The sequence below is a fragment of the Kistimonas scapharcae genome (assembly GCF_039540975.1).
Classification (GTDB): Bacteria; Pseudomonadota; Gammaproteobacteria; order Pseudomonadales; family Endozoicomonadaceae; genus Kistimonas; species Kistimonas scapharcae.
On the sequence record NZ_BAABFL010000081.1, the window covers coordinates 14369 to 31315 of the forward strand.

At 52.7% G+C, this 16947-nt stretch carries 16 protein-coding genes and 1 riboswitch; of the genes, 12 read left to right on the forward strand and 4 right to left on the reverse strand.

What is annotated here, in order from left to right:
* Positions 1 to 51 precede the first annotated feature (51 nt).
* From guaA to ABD892_RS04625, 12 genes are all read left to right on the forward strand, one after another.
* Entirely contained in the window at positions 52 to 1629 is a 1578-nt protein-coding gene (guaA, locus tag ABD892_RS04570; RefSeq protein ID WP_345194188.1) for a glutamine-hydrolyzing GMP synthase, read from the forward strand.
* 413 nt (positions 1630 to 2042) lie between these two features.
* Entirely contained in the window at positions 2043 to 2555 is a 513-nt protein-coding gene (napF, locus tag ABD892_RS04575) for a ferredoxin-type protein NapF (protein ID WP_345194286.1), read from the forward strand.
* A 1-nt stretch (position 2556) separates the two neighbouring features.
* The gene (locus ABD892_RS04580; protein WP_345194190.1) at positions 2557 to 2829 is read left to right on the forward strand and encodes a chaperone NapD; all 273 of its coding nucleotides are present in this window, start codon (positions 2557 to 2559) and stop codon (positions 2827 to 2829) included.
* A 2-nt stretch (positions 2830 to 2831) separates the two neighbouring features.
* Positions 2832 to 5324, forward strand: coding sequence for a nitrate reductase catalytic subunit NapA (gene napA / locus ABD892_RS04585; RefSeq protein WP_345194191.1), 2493 nt, complete (start codon positions 2832 to 2834; stop codon positions 5322 to 5324).
* Between the two features lie 4 nt (positions 5325 to 5328).
* A complete protein-coding gene (gene napG, locus ABD892_RS04590) occupies positions 5329 to 6114 on the forward strand; it encodes a ferredoxin-type protein NapG (RefSeq protein WP_345194192.1) in 786 nt (261 codons plus the stop codon).
* Positions 6111 to 6974, forward strand: a complete 864-nt coding sequence (gene napH, locus ABD892_RS04595; RefSeq protein WP_345194193.1) for a quinol dehydrogenase ferredoxin subunit NapH — start codon at positions 6111 to 6113, stop codon at positions 6972 to 6974. Before napG ends, napH begins: the two co-directional genes overlap by 4 nt.
* Positions 6974 to 7447: a nitrate reductase cytochrome c-type subunit gene (locus ABD892_RS04600; RefSeq protein ID WP_345194194.1), complete on the forward strand. Its 474-nt coding sequence runs from the start codon at positions 6974 to 6976 to the stop codon at positions 7445 to 7447. The genes napH and ABD892_RS04600 overlap by 1 nt, the downstream gene beginning before the upstream one ends.
* A gap of 22 nt (positions 7448 to 7469) precedes the next feature.
* Positions 7470 to 8063, forward strand: a complete 594-nt coding sequence (locus tag ABD892_RS04605; RefSeq protein ID WP_345194195.1) for a cytochrome c3 family protein — start codon at positions 7470 to 7472, stop codon at positions 8061 to 8063.
* A 26-nt stretch (positions 8064 to 8089) separates the two neighbouring features.
* The gene (locus ABD892_RS04610) at positions 8090 to 8224 is read left to right on the forward strand and encodes a TIGR02808 family protein (protein WP_345194197.1); all 135 of its coding nucleotides are present in this window, start codon (positions 8090 to 8092) and stop codon (positions 8222 to 8224) included.
* Positions 8225 to 8489: 265 nt separating this feature from the next.
* A riboswitch (Lysine riboswitch) is annotated at positions 8490 to 8749 on the forward strand.
* A 125-nt stretch (positions 8750 to 8874) separates the two neighbouring features.
* Positions 8875 to 10458: a Na+/H+ antiporter NhaC family protein gene (locus tag ABD892_RS04615; RefSeq protein WP_345194198.1), complete on the forward strand. Its 1584-nt coding sequence runs from the start codon at positions 8875 to 8877 to the stop codon at positions 10456 to 10458.
* 146 nt (positions 10459 to 10604) lie between these two features.
* Complete coding sequence (locus ABD892_RS04620) at positions 10605 to 11027, forward strand: CesT family type III secretion system chaperone (RefSeq protein WP_345194199.1); 423 nt, start codon at positions 10605 to 10607, stop codon at positions 11025 to 11027.
* A gap of 5 nt (positions 11028 to 11032) precedes the next feature.
* Positions 11033 to 14305 carry a glycosyltransferase gene (locus ABD892_RS04625; protein WP_345194201.1) on the forward strand — a complete coding sequence of 1091 codons (3273 nt, stop codon included), beginning with the start codon at positions 11033 to 11035 and terminating at the stop codon, positions 14303 to 14305.
* 14 nt (positions 14306 to 14319) lie between these two features.
* On the opposite strand, the gene ABD892_RS04630 is transcribed toward ABD892_RS04625, so the two are convergent.
* From ABD892_RS04630 to sctD, 4 genes are all read right to left on the reverse strand, one after another.
* On the reverse strand, positions 14320 to 14730 hold the full coding sequence (locus tag ABD892_RS04630) for a tetratricopeptide repeat protein (protein WP_345194202.1): 411 nt from the start codon (positions 14728 to 14730) through the stop codon (positions 14320 to 14322).
* Between the two features lie 28 nt (positions 14731 to 14758).
* The gene (locus tag ABD892_RS04635; RefSeq protein ID WP_345194203.1) at positions 14759 to 15007 is read right to left on the reverse strand and encodes an EscF/YscF/HrpA family type III secretion system needle major subunit; all 249 of its coding nucleotides are present in this window, start codon (positions 15005 to 15007) and stop codon (positions 14759 to 14761) included.
* Positions 15008 to 15095: 88 nt separating this feature from the next.
* Positions 15096 to 15347, reverse strand: a complete 252-nt coding sequence (locus ABD892_RS04640) for an EscE/YscE/SsaE family type III secretion system needle protein co-chaperone (protein ID WP_211824706.1) — start codon at positions 15345 to 15347, stop codon at positions 15096 to 15098.
* The gene (gene sctD, locus ABD892_RS04645) at positions 15334 to 16788 is read right to left on the reverse strand and encodes a type III secretion system inner membrane ring subunit SctD (protein WP_345194205.1); all 1455 of its coding nucleotides are present in this window, start codon (positions 16786 to 16788) and stop codon (positions 15334 to 15336) included. Before sctD ends, ABD892_RS04640 begins: the two co-directional genes overlap by 14 nt.
* Positions 16789 to 16947: the final 159 nt, after the last annotated feature.

Here is a 16947-nt window from a genome sequence, read left to right on the forward strand (position 1 = left end):
ACAATAAGAACTTGCTGATGACGAATACGGCAGGTGTGCACAGGAGTTCTCATGTCCGTTGATATCCATTCACAAAAAATTCTGATACTGGACTTTGGGTCCCAGTATACCCAGCTGATTGCCCGCCGCGTTCGTGAGATTGGCGTTTATTCCGAAATCCACGCCTTCGATATGGATGCGCAGGCGATCCGTGATTTTGCCCCGAAAGCGATTATTCTTTCCGGAGGTCCTGAAACCGTTACGGCGGAAGATACCCCGCGGGCACCGTCCATTGTCTTCGAAATGGGTGTTCCGGTACTGGGCATCTGTTATGGCATGCAGACCATGGCGGAGCAGCTTGGCGGCAAGGTGTCCTGCTCGGATCTGCGTGAGTTCGGGTATGCTGGCGTCAACATCAAGCATGGCAGTGGCCTGCTGACCGGCATTGAAGACCATGTGGCGGATGATGGCACCCTGAGCTTGGATGTTTGGATGAGCCACGGTGACAAGGTAAGCGCCATGCCCGAAGGATTTGTCCTGATGGCGTCCACTGACTCCTGCCCGATTGCCGCGATGGCTGATGACAGCCGTCACTTCTACGGTGTTCAGTTCCATCCGGAAGTCACCCATACCAAGCAGGGCGGTCGTATTCTCGAGCGCTTTGTGATCGATATTGCCGGTTGTGAAAAACTCTGGACACCGGCTCGTATCATTGATGATGCCGTTACCCGAGTCCGTGAACAGGTAGGTGACAAGCGGGTATTGCTGGGATTGTCCGGCGGCGTAGATTCCAGTGTGGTGGCAGCGCTGCTGCACAAGGCGATTGGTGATCAACTGATTTGTGTCTTCGTGGATAATGGCCTGCTGCGCCTGAATGAAGGCGATCAGGTTATGGCGATGTTTGCCGAGAACATGGGCGTGCGTGTCATTCGTGCGGAAGCGGGTGAGCGTTTCCTGAATAACCTGAAAGGCATTGCTGACCCGGAACAGAAGCGCAAGATTATCGGTAATACCTTCATTGATGTGTTTGATGAAGAATCCGGCCGTCTGGACGGTATCGAATTTCTGGCTCAGGGCACGATCTATCCTGACGTGATTGAATCTGCCGCCAGCAAGACCGGTAAGGCGCATGTAATTAAATCTCACCACAATGTAGGTGGCCTGCCTGAAGACATGAAAATGGCGCTGGTGGAACCGCTGCGTGAGCTGTTCAAGGATGAAGTCCGCAAGATTGGTCTTGAGCTTGGTTTGCCTTATGACATGGTTTATCGTCATCCGTTCCCGGGACCGGGTCTGGGTGTACGGATCCTGGGTGAGGTGAAGAAAGAGTATGCAGATACACTACGCAAGGCTGATGCCATCTTCATTGAAGAGCTGCACAAAGCTGATCTCTATCACAAGGTAAGCCAGGCATTTGCGGTATTCCTGCCGGTGAAATCCGTCGGTGTTGTGGGTGATGCCCGTCGCTATGAGTACGTCGTTGCTCTGCGAGCGGTAGAAACCATTGATTTCATGACTGCCCGTTGGGCGCATCTTCCGTATGACTTCCTTGAGCGGGTTTCTGGCCGGATCATTAACGAAATCTCCGGTATTTCCCGGGTAACTTACGATATCTCCAGCAAGCCACCGGCAACAATCGAGTGGGAGTAATTGATAATAATTACTCAATGTAGGCTGTTTCAGTTCTGAAGCTGTCAATTGATGAAAAAACCTCACCTTTTCAGGCGGGGTTTTTTTGTATAGGCATTATCGGGTTGGAGTTTGGGCTTACTTCTCTTTTGCATGGGGCGAAATATCTGATACTTCCTGATTATTCATGGGTTCTATGAACGATCAAACAGGAAGCAGTCAGAATAAGGCTGCTTTGTCCCTATTGGTGCAGTTGTCATCCTGTCTGAATGAAACCTGTTCATCAGGGAAATGCAAAGCTGATAAAACTTTACGCATTACTGACCAAATCAGTGGAATTTGCTTGATTATTGATATAAGTCAAAAGTTTGCGAAGGTTAAGCCGTAACAATCTAATACCCATATAAAAACAAATAATATTAAGGTCGGACATTATTAATTCCAAACGACGGTGGTTTCTCAGGGGGCAGTTCAGTACTGAACACGAAGCGTTACGTCCTCCATGGGCCATTACCGAAGCCGATTTCCTTGACCTCTGCACCCGTTGCGGTGACTGCGTCCGTACCTGTCCGGAACAGATTATCAAGCCTGGTTCAGGCCGTTTTCCCGAAATTGATTTTCACCAGGGTGAATGCACTTTCTGCGCTGAATGCGTAGATGTCTGTCAGCCCGGCGCGTTGCTGCGTTCAGAGGAACGTTCCCCATGGCAGCTGGCACCAGAGATCAGTCAGCGCTGTCTGACCCATAACCGGACAGTATGTCGAACCTGCGGTGAGCAGTGTGAACCGGAAGCCATCACCTTTCGCCCCGTTCTTGGTGGTATCGCCATGCCCCAGGTTGATGAGCAAGCCTGTACCGGTTGTGGCGCCTGCCAGAGCGCCTGTCCGGTTAATGCCATTACGATTCGGCCGATGACTGAAAACGAACAAAGTATAAGGACAGATTGATATGAAGAATCATGATGTTTCCGAAGCCTTAGGCGGCTACAGCATCAGTGGTCTTCTGGTACACACCCGCCCGGAGGTCCGCAGCGATGTGATGGATCGCTTGAGCCAGTTGCAGGGCGTTGAGGTTCATATCGCTGAGGCGTCCGGCAAGCTGATTGTGACGGTGGAAGAAGAGCCCGGTGAACGCACCATGATTGAGGGTATTGAACGTGTCCGGTTAACGGCAGGCGTCGTATCCACCGCCCTGATTTATACCCATACGGAGCAGGCATAGCCATGAAGCAGAATCGAAGGGATTTTATCAAGAGCAGCGCCGTGGCGGCGACAGCGGCAGCAGCCGGTGTCGCCATGCCTGCGGGCGCGACCAACCTGATCACCCGAAGCAGTGAGAGTGATATCCGCTGGGATAAGGCGCCCTGCCGTTTCTGTGGTACGGGGTGCAGTGTGCTGGTCGGCGTCAAGAATGGTCGCATGGTTGCTTCCCAGGGGGATCCGGATGCACCGGTCAACAAAGGGTTGAACTGCATCAAGGGGTATTTCCTGCCCAAGATCATGTACGGTGCAGATCGCCTGACAACACCGCTGCTTCGAATGACGGACGGTAAGTATGACAAGGAAGGGGAATTTACACCGGTCTCCTGGGATGTTGCCTTCGATATCATGGCGGAGAAGTTCAAGGCCACACTGAAGGCCAAGGGGCCGGAAGCGGTTGGGATGTTTGGCTCTGGGCAGTGGACGGTCTGGGAGGGGTATGCCGCCTCCAAATTGATGAAAGCGGGTTTCCGCACGAACAACATTGATCCTAATGCCCGCCATTGTATGGCCTCTGCTGTCGGCGGTTTCATGCGGACATTTGGCATTGATGAGCCCATGGGTTGCTATGACGACCTTGAGCATGCCGATGCCTTCGTGCTCTGGGGTTCCAACATGGCAGAAATGCATCCGATCCTCTGGTCACGTCTGACGGATCGAGCGCTGAGTGCTGAACACGTCAAGGTTGCGGTATTGTCGACCTTCAAGCACCGGTCCTGTGAGCTGGCGGATTATTCGATTATCTTCAAGCCGCAGGCGGATCTCGCCATCGGTAATTTTATTTGTAATTACATTATCCAGAACAACAAGGTCAACAAGGACTTCATCGGTAAACACGTTAACTTCCGGGAGGGTGTGACCGACATTGGCTATGGCCTGCGCCCTGAGCATCCGTTGGAGCAGAAAGCGAAAAATGCCGGTAAGGGCGCCTCAAAGCCGATTGATTTCGATGCCTTTGCCAAGTTCGTCAGTGAATACACGGTTGAGAAGGCGGCGGAACTGTCCGGCGTTTCTGAGGAAGAGCTTCTGGCATTGGCGGAACTCTATGCTGATCCGAACCGCAAGGTCATGTCGTTGTGGACCATGGGAGTCAACCAGCACACCCGTGGTGTCTGGATGAACAACATCATCTACAACATCCACCTGTTGACTGGCAAGATTTCAGAACCCGGCAATAGCCCGTTCTCTCTGACAGGGCAGCCATCTGCCTGCGGTACCGCACGGGAAGTCGGCACCTTTGCGCATCGTCTGCCTGCGGACATGGTGGTCAAGAAAAAGGAACACCGTGACAAGACTGAACAGATCTGGAAGTTGCCGGAAGGCACGATTCCGGCCAAGGTGGGTTACCACGCCGTCCTGCAGAACCGTATGCTGAAAGACGGCAAGCTCAATGCCTACTGGGTCATGTGTAACAACAACATGCAGACGGCCCCCAATATGAATGAAGAGGGGTATCCCGGTTACCGCAATCCGGACAACTTCGTGGTGGTATCCGACCCTTATCCAACCGTGACGGCCCAGGCTGCCGACCTGATCCTTCCTACCGCCATGTGGGTGGAAAAGGAGGGCGCTTATGGTAATGCGGAACGCCGGACCCAGTTCTGGTACCAGCAGGTGAAGGCGCCGGGTGAGGCGAAATCTGATCTTTGGCAGCTGATGGAATTTTCCAAGCGTTTCAAGGTAGAAGAGGTCTGGCCCGAAGAGCTCTTGGCCAAAAAGCCGGAATACCGTGGAAAAACGCTGTTTGAGATCCTGTATGCCAATGGTCAGGTGAATCGGTATCCGCTGAATGAGGTCAACCCAGAACGGGATAACGACGAAGCGAAGCACTTCGGCTTTTATGTCCAGAAAGGGCTGTTTGAAGAATATGCCATCTTTGGTCGCGGTAAGGCACACGACCTGGCGCCGTTTGAGATGTACCACAAGGCCCGCGGTTTGCGCTGGCCGGTGGTGGATGGCAAGGAAACCCTCTGGCGTTTCCGTGAAGGCTATGACGCCTATGTGAAAAAAGGGGAAGGCGTGCGTTTCTATGGCAAACCGGATGGCAAAGCCTGGATCTTTGCCCTGCCCTATGAGCCGCCGGCAGAAATCCCGGATGACGAATACGACCTCTGGCTGTCGACCGGTCGGGTGCTGGAACACTGGCATTCAGGCACCATGACGCGTCGGGTGCCGGAACTGTATCGCGCCTTCCCGGATGCCGTTGTCTTCATGCACCCGGATGACGCTCAGCAGCGTGGATTGCGCCGGGGTATGGAGGTTAAAGTGGTGTCACGGCGGGGTGAGATGCGCTCCCGGGTTGAAACCCGTGGTCGTAATCGTCCGCCGAAAGGGTTGATCTTCATCCCTTTCTTCGACGCAGCTCAGCTGGTCAACAAGCTGACCCTGGATGCGACGGATCCGCTTTCCAAGGAAACGGATTACAAGAAGTGTGCGGTCAAGGTCATGAAGGCCTGACACCATGACAGGCGCACCCCGCGACCCGGACAGCCATCATGCGAGTGTCCAGCGACGGACCTTGAGCCGGCGCCGGTTCCTGGCGGGAAGCGCGCAGGCTGCCTGCGCCGCGGGGATCGCGGGGCTGGGTTTGACGTTGCTGGTCAGTCCCGGCCGCAGTCAGGGTGCACAGGCTTTACCGCCACCCGGCGCCCTGCCGGAGCCGGACTTCCTGGGGGCTTGCTTGCGCTGTGGGTTGTGCGTTGAAGCGTGTCCCTGGGACATCCTGACGCTGGCGACGTTTTCAGAGCCTGCTGTGACGGGAACGCCTTACTTTGAGGCTCGGGAAAATCCCTGCCTGATGTGCGATGACATTCCCTGTGTCCCAGCCTGCCCCAGCGGGGCGCTGGATCATGCACTAACCGATATCAATGAAGCCCGGATGGGGCTGGCTGTCCTGATTGATCGACAGAACTGTCTCAATCTGCAGGGGCTTCGCTGTGATGTTTGTTACCGGGTCTGTCCGCTATTGGATGAGGCCATCTCGCTAGTGGTTTCACGTAACAGTAGAACTGGCCGACACGCGGTCTTTGAACCCGTGGTTAACCCAGACAGTTGCACGGGGTGCGGCCAGTGTGAGAAAGCCTGTGTGCTGGAGACTGCAGCCATAAAGGTGTTGCCGCGGGAGTTGGCGCTGGGTGAAGTGGGGAACCACTACCGGTTGGGCTGGGAAGAGAAGGACAAAGCCGGGGAATCGCTGATTCCCGAGGCTCTGGATCTGCCGGACCGGTTGCCGGGAGGTGGCTTATGAATACCTGGCCAGGTAAGGAAGCCATTGTCGTCAAAGGCTGGTTGAAGGCGCATCAGTGGTTGCTGTTACGTCGGCTGTCACAGTTGGCCGTCATGGGACTCTTTTTACTTGGCCCTCTGGCCGGTGTCTGGTGGCTGAAAGGAAACCTGAGTGCCAGTGTGGTTCTTGATACGGTTCCCCTGGCGGATCCGCTGGCTGTGCTGCAAAGCCTGTTGGGTGGGCATGTTCCGGAATGGGCTGCATTGACCGGGGCCGTCATTGTGGGCGGATTTTATGCCTTGGCTGGGGGGCGGGTGTTCTGCAGCTGGGTGTGTCCGGTCAATATGATCACCGATGCTGCAGCCAGCCTGCGCCGGAAACTGGGTATTCGAACCAGTCATAAGTTATCCCGCAATGCGCGTCTCTGGTTGTTGGGGACCGTCTTACTGACGCCTGTGGCGACGGGGCTGCTTGCCTGGGAATGGATTAATCCTGTTTCGCAGCTGAGTCGCGGACTGTTGTTCGGCATGGGAACGGGATGGTTCCTGGTAATGGCGGTTTTTCTGCTGGATTTGCTGGTCACGCGGCATGGCTGGTGTGGTCACCTGTGTCCTTTGGGGGCTTTCTATGCCCAGCTGGGGCGCATCAGCCCCCTGCGTGTTTCGGCAACACGGCGACAGCAGTGTGATGACTGCATGGACTGTTATGCCGTCTGCCCGGAAGCACAGATCCTGCCTCCGGCATTGAAAGGTGAGGCCAAAGGTTTGGGCCCCGAGCTTATCGCAACCGATTGCACCCGGTGCGGACGTTGTATCGACGTTTGCGCCAGGGACGTTTTTGAATTCAGAACACGATTTTCCAGACAGGCGGAGAAGCACTAATGCATAACATATTGAATGAAAAAAAGAATGGATTCCGTGCCGTGCTGCTTGCCGGCCTGCTCTCTATTCTGGGTGTTACCGGAATGGCCCTCGCCGAAGATGTGCACTCGCTGCGTGGCGCCCCTGAACTGGATGTGGTGCCAAAAGCGGAACCGATGAAAAAAATACACCGGGATCAGGAGACGATTGCCAGGGATTATGTGCTGCAGCCTCCCCTGATTCCTCACCAGATCCGCGGTTACCGGATCGACAAGAACAGCAATAAATGCCTGAGCTGCCATAGCTGGAAGAATTACAAGCAGACCGGGGCCACCAAGATCAGCATCACCCACTTCGAAACCCGGGACAGCAAGCAGCTGGCGGATGTTTCACCACTGCGGTATTTCTGCACCCAGTGCCATGTGACACAGGCAGATGCCAAACCCCTGATCAAGAACCGCTTCAAGTCTGTTGAAACCTTGAACAACGAATAAGATCCGGACGGAAGGCTGACATATGAAAATACCTGCAGTGATAACGCGCTACTGGCGCATATTGACCCGGCCCGCCGCCATCGCTCTCTGGGCCGTCCTGGCCTTTGGCTTTGTCGCCGGCATTGTTTTCTGGGGCGGATTCAATACCGGTCTGGAAATGACAAACCAGGAAGAGTTCTGCATCGGTTGTCACGAGATGAAGAACAATGTGTACGAGGAGTACAAGGATACCATCCATTACAGCAATCGCTCTGGTGTGCGCGCCAGCTGCCCTGATTGTCATGTACCCAAAGAGTGGGGACCCAAGATTGTCCGGAAAATCCAGGCCAGCAAGGAGCTTTGGGGTAAGATGACGGGCAAGATTGACACCCGTGAGAAATATGAGGCGCATCGACTGGAGATGGCGACCCGGGAATGGGCCAGGATGAAAGCCAATGACTCCCAGGAGTGCCGTAACTGCCATAACTTTGAGTATATGGATTTCTCTGAGCAGGGGCAGCGTTCCATGAAGATGCATAGCTCCGCGTTGGCGTCAGGTGAGAAAACCTGTATTGACTGCCATAAGGGGATTGCCCATCAGCTGCCGGATATGAGCGGCATTGAAGGCTGGCAGTAAGCCGGATAACACCAAGGAGTTTACCCATGAGCACACTGGAAGCGATTATCTGGAATATTCTTGGCTACTCGGCAATGCCCCTGATTTTTCTCGGTGGTTTTGCGGCCACGGCAGTTGTCGCCTGTTTCCTGATTGACAAGCTGGGAAAGAAAGAGCACTGACGGACACGTGATAAGCCGTCATCGTCTCCGTTGACACCGTGAGCGCCTGTTTCTGTACCCCCTGTCTTTGCAGGCAAGGGGGATGACATGGCGCAAGCGGTTACCTTTCTGCTGTCTTCTGCTTTTTCATTTCTGATACTCCATACCTGCTAACCGCTACCTGTCAGCAAGACTGACGGCGAAGTAAGTGTAAGTGGCAAAAGCGGGTGGAATGTACGTGTTTCGTTGTCGCGAAGTTTTCTGTGGGGCATACTGCGGGGGTCTTCCTCTTGGTAGAGGCGCGGTGCTTAAGAGTAACAGGAAGTAGGGTGACGCCCGAGATCTCCTGTGAAAGGAAACACCGCCGAAGCCGGTTCAGCGTGTCAGTGCCATCGGCTGGTGTGTCGTTTAAGAGACGCCACACTGTCACGGTGTATTCCGCAGGCAATTGTCTGCGGTACACATGCCATTAGGTGTAATCCGTCATCGTCTGCTTGTCGCGATGAGAGCGGATGGATGCCGGGTCCGTGGAGTGCTACCGCTGTGGGAAAAGTGAATGTACTGACTTTTTGGGTGCAGGCCTTTTTGCAGCATCAATCGCGCTCCTGATCGTCTATCACCAGGGTGACTGTTTTGGACTACAGTTGTACCTGTTCAAGAGATCAGAAGTTATGGAATTAGCGAGTTTCGAGTTTTCGTCCCTTTCTCTGGCGGCGCCCGCCGTCGCCATTGGTCTGGCAGTGATTACCCGCAAGGTATTGCTGTCATTGGCGGCCGGTATTGTTTGCGGCGCTCTGCTGCTGACCAGTTTTGACCCTGCCCTGTTTGTGAAATACCTCTCTTCCGCCTTTCTGAAAGTGTTCTGGGATGATGGCTTGAATAAGTGGAATGTGTTTATTCTGCTGTTTCTGGTCATTCTTGGTGTCATGACCAGCCTGATTACGCTGGCCGGGGGCACACGTGCGTTTGGGGAGTGGGCGCGTAAGCGTATACAGACCCGGAAAGGCTCTCAGTTACTGACTGTTATGCTCGGTATTATCATTTTTATTGATGATTACTTTAACAGTCTGGCCGTGGGTAATATCAGCCGGCCTCTGTCGGACAGGCATCGGATTTCCCGGGCCAAGTTGGCTTACCTCCTGGATTCTACTGCCGCGCCGGTCTGTGTCATTACACCGATCTCCAGCTGGGGGGCTTACATCATTGCTTTGATTGGTTCTGTCATGTTGACCCATGGCGTGACCGATATTACCCCGTTTGCTGCTTTTGTCTCCATGGTGCCGATGAACCTGTATGCCATTTTTGCACTGGCGCTGGTTGTTCTGGCTGCCTGGATGGATCTCAATGTTGGCCCCATGAAGCGGCATGAACTGCTGGCGCAGGAAGGTCAGCTGTATGATCCGTCGAAGGGGGAACCGCCCGGTGCAATTGAAATCACCGAGTGTGATAAGGGGCATGTGGGGGATTTGGTGATTCCCATCATCGTACTGGTGATTGCCACGGTATTTTCGATCCTGTGGACCGGAGCGCAGGCTCAGGCCGCAGCTGGACAAAGCTTTACTGTACTGGGCGCCTTTGAGCATACCGATGTGGCAACGTCGCTGGTGATGGGCGGTAGTGTCGGCCTACTGGTATCCATCCTGATGCTGTTACGTCACAAGCTGCCGTCAGGCATGGTGACAGAGGCATTTGTCGATGGTGCCAAGTCCATGCTGGATGCCATATATATTCTGGTGCTGGCCTGGGTGTTGATTGATGTCATTAGTAACCTGGATACTGGCAAGTATCTCGCAGGGTTGGTGAGCGGTTCCATTGATGCGTCCATGATCCCGGCGTTGCTGTTCGTGATCTCAGGCATCATGGCGTTTGCGACCGGCACTAGTTGGGGTACGTTTGGTATCATGCTGCCCATTGCCGGTGATATGGCGGCCGGTACTGAGATCGCACAGTTGTTGCCGATTATGTCCGCCGTTCTGGCCGGGGCGGTCTTTGGGGATCACTGCTCGCCGATTTCTGATACCACTATCCTTTCTTCGACAGGGGCATCTTGTCATCATATTGACCATGTTATGACCCAGTTGCCCTACAGTGGCGGCGTTGCGCTGGTGGCATTTTTTGGCTATCTGGCGATGGGAATGACTGATTCCATGACTGTGGGCTTCATTACATCACTGGTAGCATTTGTCCTGTTAATTCTCTGCTTTAAAAAACTTTCGGTAGATCTTGTGCCCAACGGGGTACGTCAGTTTGCCTGATATCGCAGAGTGTTAGCAACGAGAAAACCGATCCTTAAGGATCGGTTTTTTTATGTCTGAATGCCGAATAACAGACGCTTGCTAGACTGTTGTAAATAACACGCAATTATCGAACAGCATCAGCCACTGACAGGGATGGTCGAACCATGAGTCTGACTGCATTGATGGATGAGTTAACCCACGTGAACCAGCTTGACCCGATCACGCCGGAAGAGGGGTGCTATACCCTCAAAATGAATGGGTTTGATGTCCTTTGCTATACCCGTGCCGGGCGTGTCTATCTGGAAGCCCAGCTTGCAGCGTTACCTGAAGGGGATGATAAACGGCGGGAGCTGGCAATGAAACTGGCAGAAAAAAGCCTGCCTTTGATTCGTGCTCAACGTGCGTGCCTCAGCATCAATGAAGATGATGATCATTACTGGCTCCACAGACGTTTGCAGGAGTCTGGATTGCAACTGGACCAGTTTCAGGAAGCCTTGGAGAGCTTTGGCAGCTGTTTCCTGTATGTGCGGGATATTATCAATGAGCCTGGCGGTGGCGGTGGTATTAACCTCATGATGATGCCTTGACCGGCATGGCTAAAACAATGCTACGGTTTGCCACCATCCTTTCTCCGGCGGAGTCAGGAAGAGAGGGATATCAAAACGGCTTACGGGTGGCGAATATAGGCTTTCTTCAGGCGCTGGTGCGATACAGTGACTTCTCTGAGTATCACTTTTTCATGGTAGCCGATGACTGTCCTGACGTAGATGCTTATTGGACGCAATACCTTCATGTTTATGGGCTGGAAGCTGGGATTCAGGTTTACCCATTGCACCTGCTACCGATGTGCTTGTCTGAGTATGACTACTCTGTATTTCATTGTGGCGATCATTATATTGCACCATTGCTGGAATTAAGGGAGGCTTATGCATCCCGATTGTTTCCTGTAACGGGGCGGGTTCATTCCTTGTGTCAGGATGTTGCTCTGTCGACCACAAGAAACCTGTGCCTCTCTCCCCAAAAATCCTGTGATGCCCTGCTGTGCGCCAGCAATGCAGCTCTGCAGGCAATGGAAAAACTGATGCGTGATGTTCAGCAGCAGCTGGCTGATCGGCATAGTGTAACCATCAGAGAGCATTGCAGTATTGAGTTTTTGCCTCTGGGGGTTGAACTGTCGGACTTTCCGTCCATCAATAAAACGTTGGCGAGAGACGTGCTAGAACTGCCTCAAAACGCCATTATTATTCTGTACCTTGGCAGGATTGATGCCGGGAACAAAATGGATCTTCATCCATTGATTCTCGCGCTTAACGAGATTGTGAGTGAGGAAGCGATAAAGCATTCTCAGGATGTTGTGTTGTATATCAGTGGCCAGTCATCAGCCAGTGATGATTATGTGGTGTCCCTGGCGCGGACCGCGGGGCAACTGGCGATAGAGGATCGGGTTCTCTTCAACTTTGATATGGCGCCTGATGAACGCAGTACCATTTACGCAGCAGCAGATATCTTTGTTTCTCTGGCTGATAATCCCCAGGAAACCTTTGGTCTTGCCCCCTTGGAAGCTATGGCTGCTGGTTTGCCCGTGGTGTTATCTGACTGGGATGGCTATCGGGATCTGGTTGAGCATGGGCATTCCGGCTATCTCATCCCGACGAGCTGGGGCGATATTGATGCCCTGGTCGCTCCCACAGCTTACTATGAACCTGAGCGTAACCTGCTGGCGTCAGCACAGACAGTGGCGGTTGATGTGGCAGCTTTGTCACAGGTTTTGATGGTACTGGTAGCAGACAATGAGCAGAGAGAAGAGATTGGGGCTGCCGGACAATGTCGGGTCGAGAGGCAGTTTTCCTGGTCAGCTTCTGTAGATCGTTATATGGCATTAGTGGAGAGATTGGGGCGGCAGGCTGATCGCATCACATTTCAGCCGTCTGGTCATTATCCGGGTTTATCAATGGCCACTGTTTTCGGGCATTATGCGTCAAACCTGCTGGACGACGCTGTGGTCATTGAAACCCTCCCACGTGGGCGCAGGGTGCTGATGGGGTCTGAAGCTGCTGTTTGCTTCGATGGTATCAACCACCTGGTCGATGCCCAACTTCAGACTGCGGTGCTGGAAGGTGCACTGTTGGGCGCAGGTGTAGATCAGCTCTGTACCAATATTGCCTTGGCTCGGCCTCTGGTGATGTTCAATATCCTGTGGGGGTTGAAGCATCACTTGCTGAAGAAAACGACCAGACAACCGGTGATTCAGCCGAGGCGTTATCTGCAGCTATCGGATGCGGGTAAAGTGACAGCGTCGCTTTCAAAAAAGAGAATTTGGCAGATTCTGCAGACCACCGAATATCCAGATGAATGGACAGCGGGACTGATTCAGCCAGTTCTCAATCGTTATTTGTATCCGCTGTTAGACAGTAGGCTCACAGCTGACCGATGGCAGATAGACGAGGTTATACCGACACTGACAGCGCCGATTGTTGCCAAGCTCAGTGAGCAACTGAATCAGCTTCAGGCCATCTGTTCGAAATCAGCCATTTCCATTGATCCCTGCAAAATGCCGGCACAGGCGTTGCTGGATCATTTTCCGTTGTGGGGGCGGCAGCTAAAAGCAGGCTTGGTTGCTGATCTTCAGGCAATAAAAACATTGTTGCGACGATTGAATAACGATAGCCAGTCACTGATTGAAACCGTCCTGAATTCTGGTAATCAGGATGATCTGCGAATTGCAGGCCTTGAACCGCTAACGGATCAAAGCTTTCAGGGAACGACACGTGTTCGATTCAGCCATGAAGAGTCAATTTTATACAAACCCAGAGACCTGCGTATTGAAACCCTGCTGGTGAACAGTCACCAGAAGAATGAAACGTTGAGTCTGACAGAATTATTTAATCAATGGGCTGGTGAACCAGTATTCGGTTGCTTGAAACAAGTCGCTAAAGTCGAAACTGTGCGTCATTCAGAATGCCATTATGGATATTCTGAGTATCTGGACGTCAATACACCTCGCAATGAGTGGTCTGAATCGTTTTATCGCCGATTAGGGTGGTTGTCGGCCTTCCTGCTGGTAACTGGGCAGGGAGATGCTCACCACAACAATATTCTTGTTAAGAATGAGATGCCGTATCTGGTAGATGCAAAGCGGAGCTTTACTCAGTCGGTTGTGGCAGGTTTCGCTGAAGATGTGGCCAATGTCGGTGGTTTGATATGGGAAATATCATCACTGTCTAAAACCAGAATTGGTGTGTTCTGGGAGGAAAGTGATGATATCGCTGACGATCCTCATCAGCACAGCCAATACGCTTCCGTTGTGGCAGAAGGGTTTCGGCAGGCGCTGCAGTTGGTTATGGCTAAATCAGGCTTGATTACCCGCTTTCTTAACGGACTCACTGGATTACCCGTCAGCTCCCCTGTGCTGACACATCACCAGCATAGGCAGCAAATATCTGATATCAACAAGTTACATGTGTTCTGTGAGCCTTCCTTGAAGGCACTCTATAAAACCGAAAACAGCATGGCTGATCGGATGATCAGAGAGCATGGGAAAACAGAAGGCCCTGGTGAACCGATAACACGTCATCGAGATGACATCGTTCGTGCCTGGACGAGGGGAGATATTCCGGTTTTTTACTGTTTACCGGATTCTATTGAACTGCTCGCGGCCCCCAATAACAGGGAAGGTCGATATGTGATGCTGGATTCTGATTATTTCACAACGCCTGTAATGCCTGAGTTAGTGAATGTTATCGAAAGGCTGGACCAAGTGGCTTGTGATCAATTAGTCGAAGTGTATGAAAACTGGCTGCTGAGTCTAGAGGCAGATGAGCCGCTGGAGGCAAATCTATTGCAGTGGCTGCAAAAGGAACAGTAAAGCCCCGGTACTGCTCAATGCGGGGCTTTTGGCGGTGCGCTTTTCTTGTCAGCGTGATGCTTGAGTTCCTGCAGCAGGTTCTCTGCCAGGTTGGCAGCCAGCGGATCATCGGATGATGTCAGCGGTGTCAGGAACTTTTCACTTTCGCTGTTGCGACCCATCAACATCAGTGACATACCAATAAAGGCACGAACGGTAGGATTGTCTGGCTCGATCTTCAGGGCTTTCTTTTCAAGCACATCCAATGCATCCTGAAACTGGTTCAGGTTGAGATGGTTCAGTGCCATGCCAATGTGTGGCAGAACACTGTTGGGGCGAATGTGACCGATGGCCTTGAAAATAGACTTGGCCTGGCCTGACATCCCATTGCTGGTAGCCATAAACCCGATATCGGCCAGCAGTCTTAAGGTTTCTACGGTGACCATGTCCCTGGTTCCCCCCTAAATCCCTGAATCAGTTGATCTTTTGAATAATGCCCTGCGCGGTATCCTTGACGGCTTTGACGACCGAGCTGTCTACGCTGTAGAGCATGGTGAGTTTATTCACATCCTGCTGCAGTTTGATCATGTCGGCCAGGTTACTGGGGTCAAGATCCTGCATGGACGTTTCCAGCTTGCTTTCAAATTCAGACAACTTATTGGACAGGCGATCCGTTGCCTGATCAAAGCTGATGCTGTTTGTTCCGTTATTCAAAATCGACATAAGAACCTCTCCCTGTTCCCCGCGACTCTATTAAGTCTAGTCCACAGACGTGCAAGCATTCGGCCTGATCGCAGTGGATAAATCCATCTTAATGCGTGCCTGAGGCCTTGTGGTATTTGAGCCAGGTCAGTTCGATCACCTTGACGGCGTCATCCAGCGCTTTGATCAGCGCATCGGTCTGCTCAAACTCTTCGGGAGAGAGACCGCCTTGCTTGCTGCTCTTGAGCTGCGCGGCCTCTGCATTCAGGCTGTCAATCAGTTCCTGTCTGTACTGACCGTCCGTATCGGTACTGAGACGGTCTTCTGTCAGCGACAGGGAGACGTTATCAGCTTCCGCCATGGTTGCCTCCTATGTAGTATTTTATTCTTTCCTGGCCTAGCCGAAGCGTCAGATATTCCAGGGTGATACTTTCAAGTATATATCCGTTTTTCAGCCTGGCGCCTTTCAGGTACTTCTCACCGTTATCCAGAATCACAAAGGGCTCTTTGCCGATGGTGACGCTCTTGATATTGATGATGGGCTGCAGGGTGGCCAGATCGGCAGATGGCAGGGTGACATCAATAACCAGCTCAGGACGCTTGCCGTATTTTTCACGGAAGTTCCGGACCACTTCCTTCAGATGATACCCCTGAGAGATGTCCATGAGACGCCCCTTCATGATCACCTTGCCGGGCTGATCCAGTAGCTTAATGCGCTGGCTCAGCGCCTTTTCTTTCAGCATGGAGCGTAGCGTCTTGATGCGGGTATTCTGGAATTCAAGCTGATCAATGATGGTTTGAAGCCCATGCACTTCCTGATGCAGTAATTCACGGACTTTCGTCAAATCTCTGACGGTGTGCAGGTAACCTCTGAGAATCAGAGTGCCAGGGAGTGTGTCCAGCGCAACGGTCAGTGATTTGTAACCGTGCATTTTCAGCACCGCCATGGCATTTTCCTGCATTTCATCCAGGGCGATGATTTGATTATTGAAAAGGACTGACTTCTCTGTGAGCGCATCCAGATAGGCTTGCTTGGTCGTGCCATTGACAATATAACCTGTCAGTAAGACAGAACCGTCAGGCAATGTCTTGAGGGTGATATCTTCAAGGTTTTGCAGTACCCGCAGTTTTTCGGCTTCAACAATATGGGAAATGGGTTTTTCATTTTCGGCCAGGGCGGGATCAGTGAGTTGCCATAGCCAGGAAAAAACACTGATAAATCCGACCAGCAGTGCAGCTGCGGCTGCCACAATCACAACGTTTTTCCCGGAAGCCGGCAGGAAAGCACGCAGCCGTTCCATAAGGCCGGGACCGGATGAATGTTGCTCTTCGAGCTCCGACAGTTCATCGTCAGACAATCTATCGTCAAGAACCGGAATGTCTTCGCCATCCTGTGGCTCTTGGAACGTATCCGAATGGGCGGGTTCTTCTGCGGTATGAGTGGAAGGCGCTGGTGCCGGTGCCGTCAGGTCTGGCATGGTCAGCTCTGGCCATGTGGCACCTTCAGGTGCCATGGCAAAATGCAGGTTGCCCGCGGTCACGATCACAAAGGGCTGAAGCGTAAATTGGTTTTCCTGAGCCTGACCATTCAGGTAGACACCTTGGCCTTCAGCCAGGTTCCGAATATCAACGCTATCCTCAGAAACGAGGATTTCCAGCTGATAATCGGCGAGGGTGTTATCGGTGAGCACCAGGTCGCACTCTTCGTGCCGGCCCAGTGAGTACTGGCCTGCATCCAGAGTGATTTCTGCGCCGACATGGGGGCCGGACAGAATCTTTAAAACCCAGACCTGGTCTGCCATAAATTGTTGTCCATTACCTGCAGTGGCAGAGCGCCGCCATATTCATTGAAAGTGATGACTGGCGGGGCTTTCGTCCGCACATGATCCAATCCCTGGCGCGCGGCTGAAAATGGCGTAGACGTTGAAACACTGACTACTAAAAAAAGCGTATGTGATGGT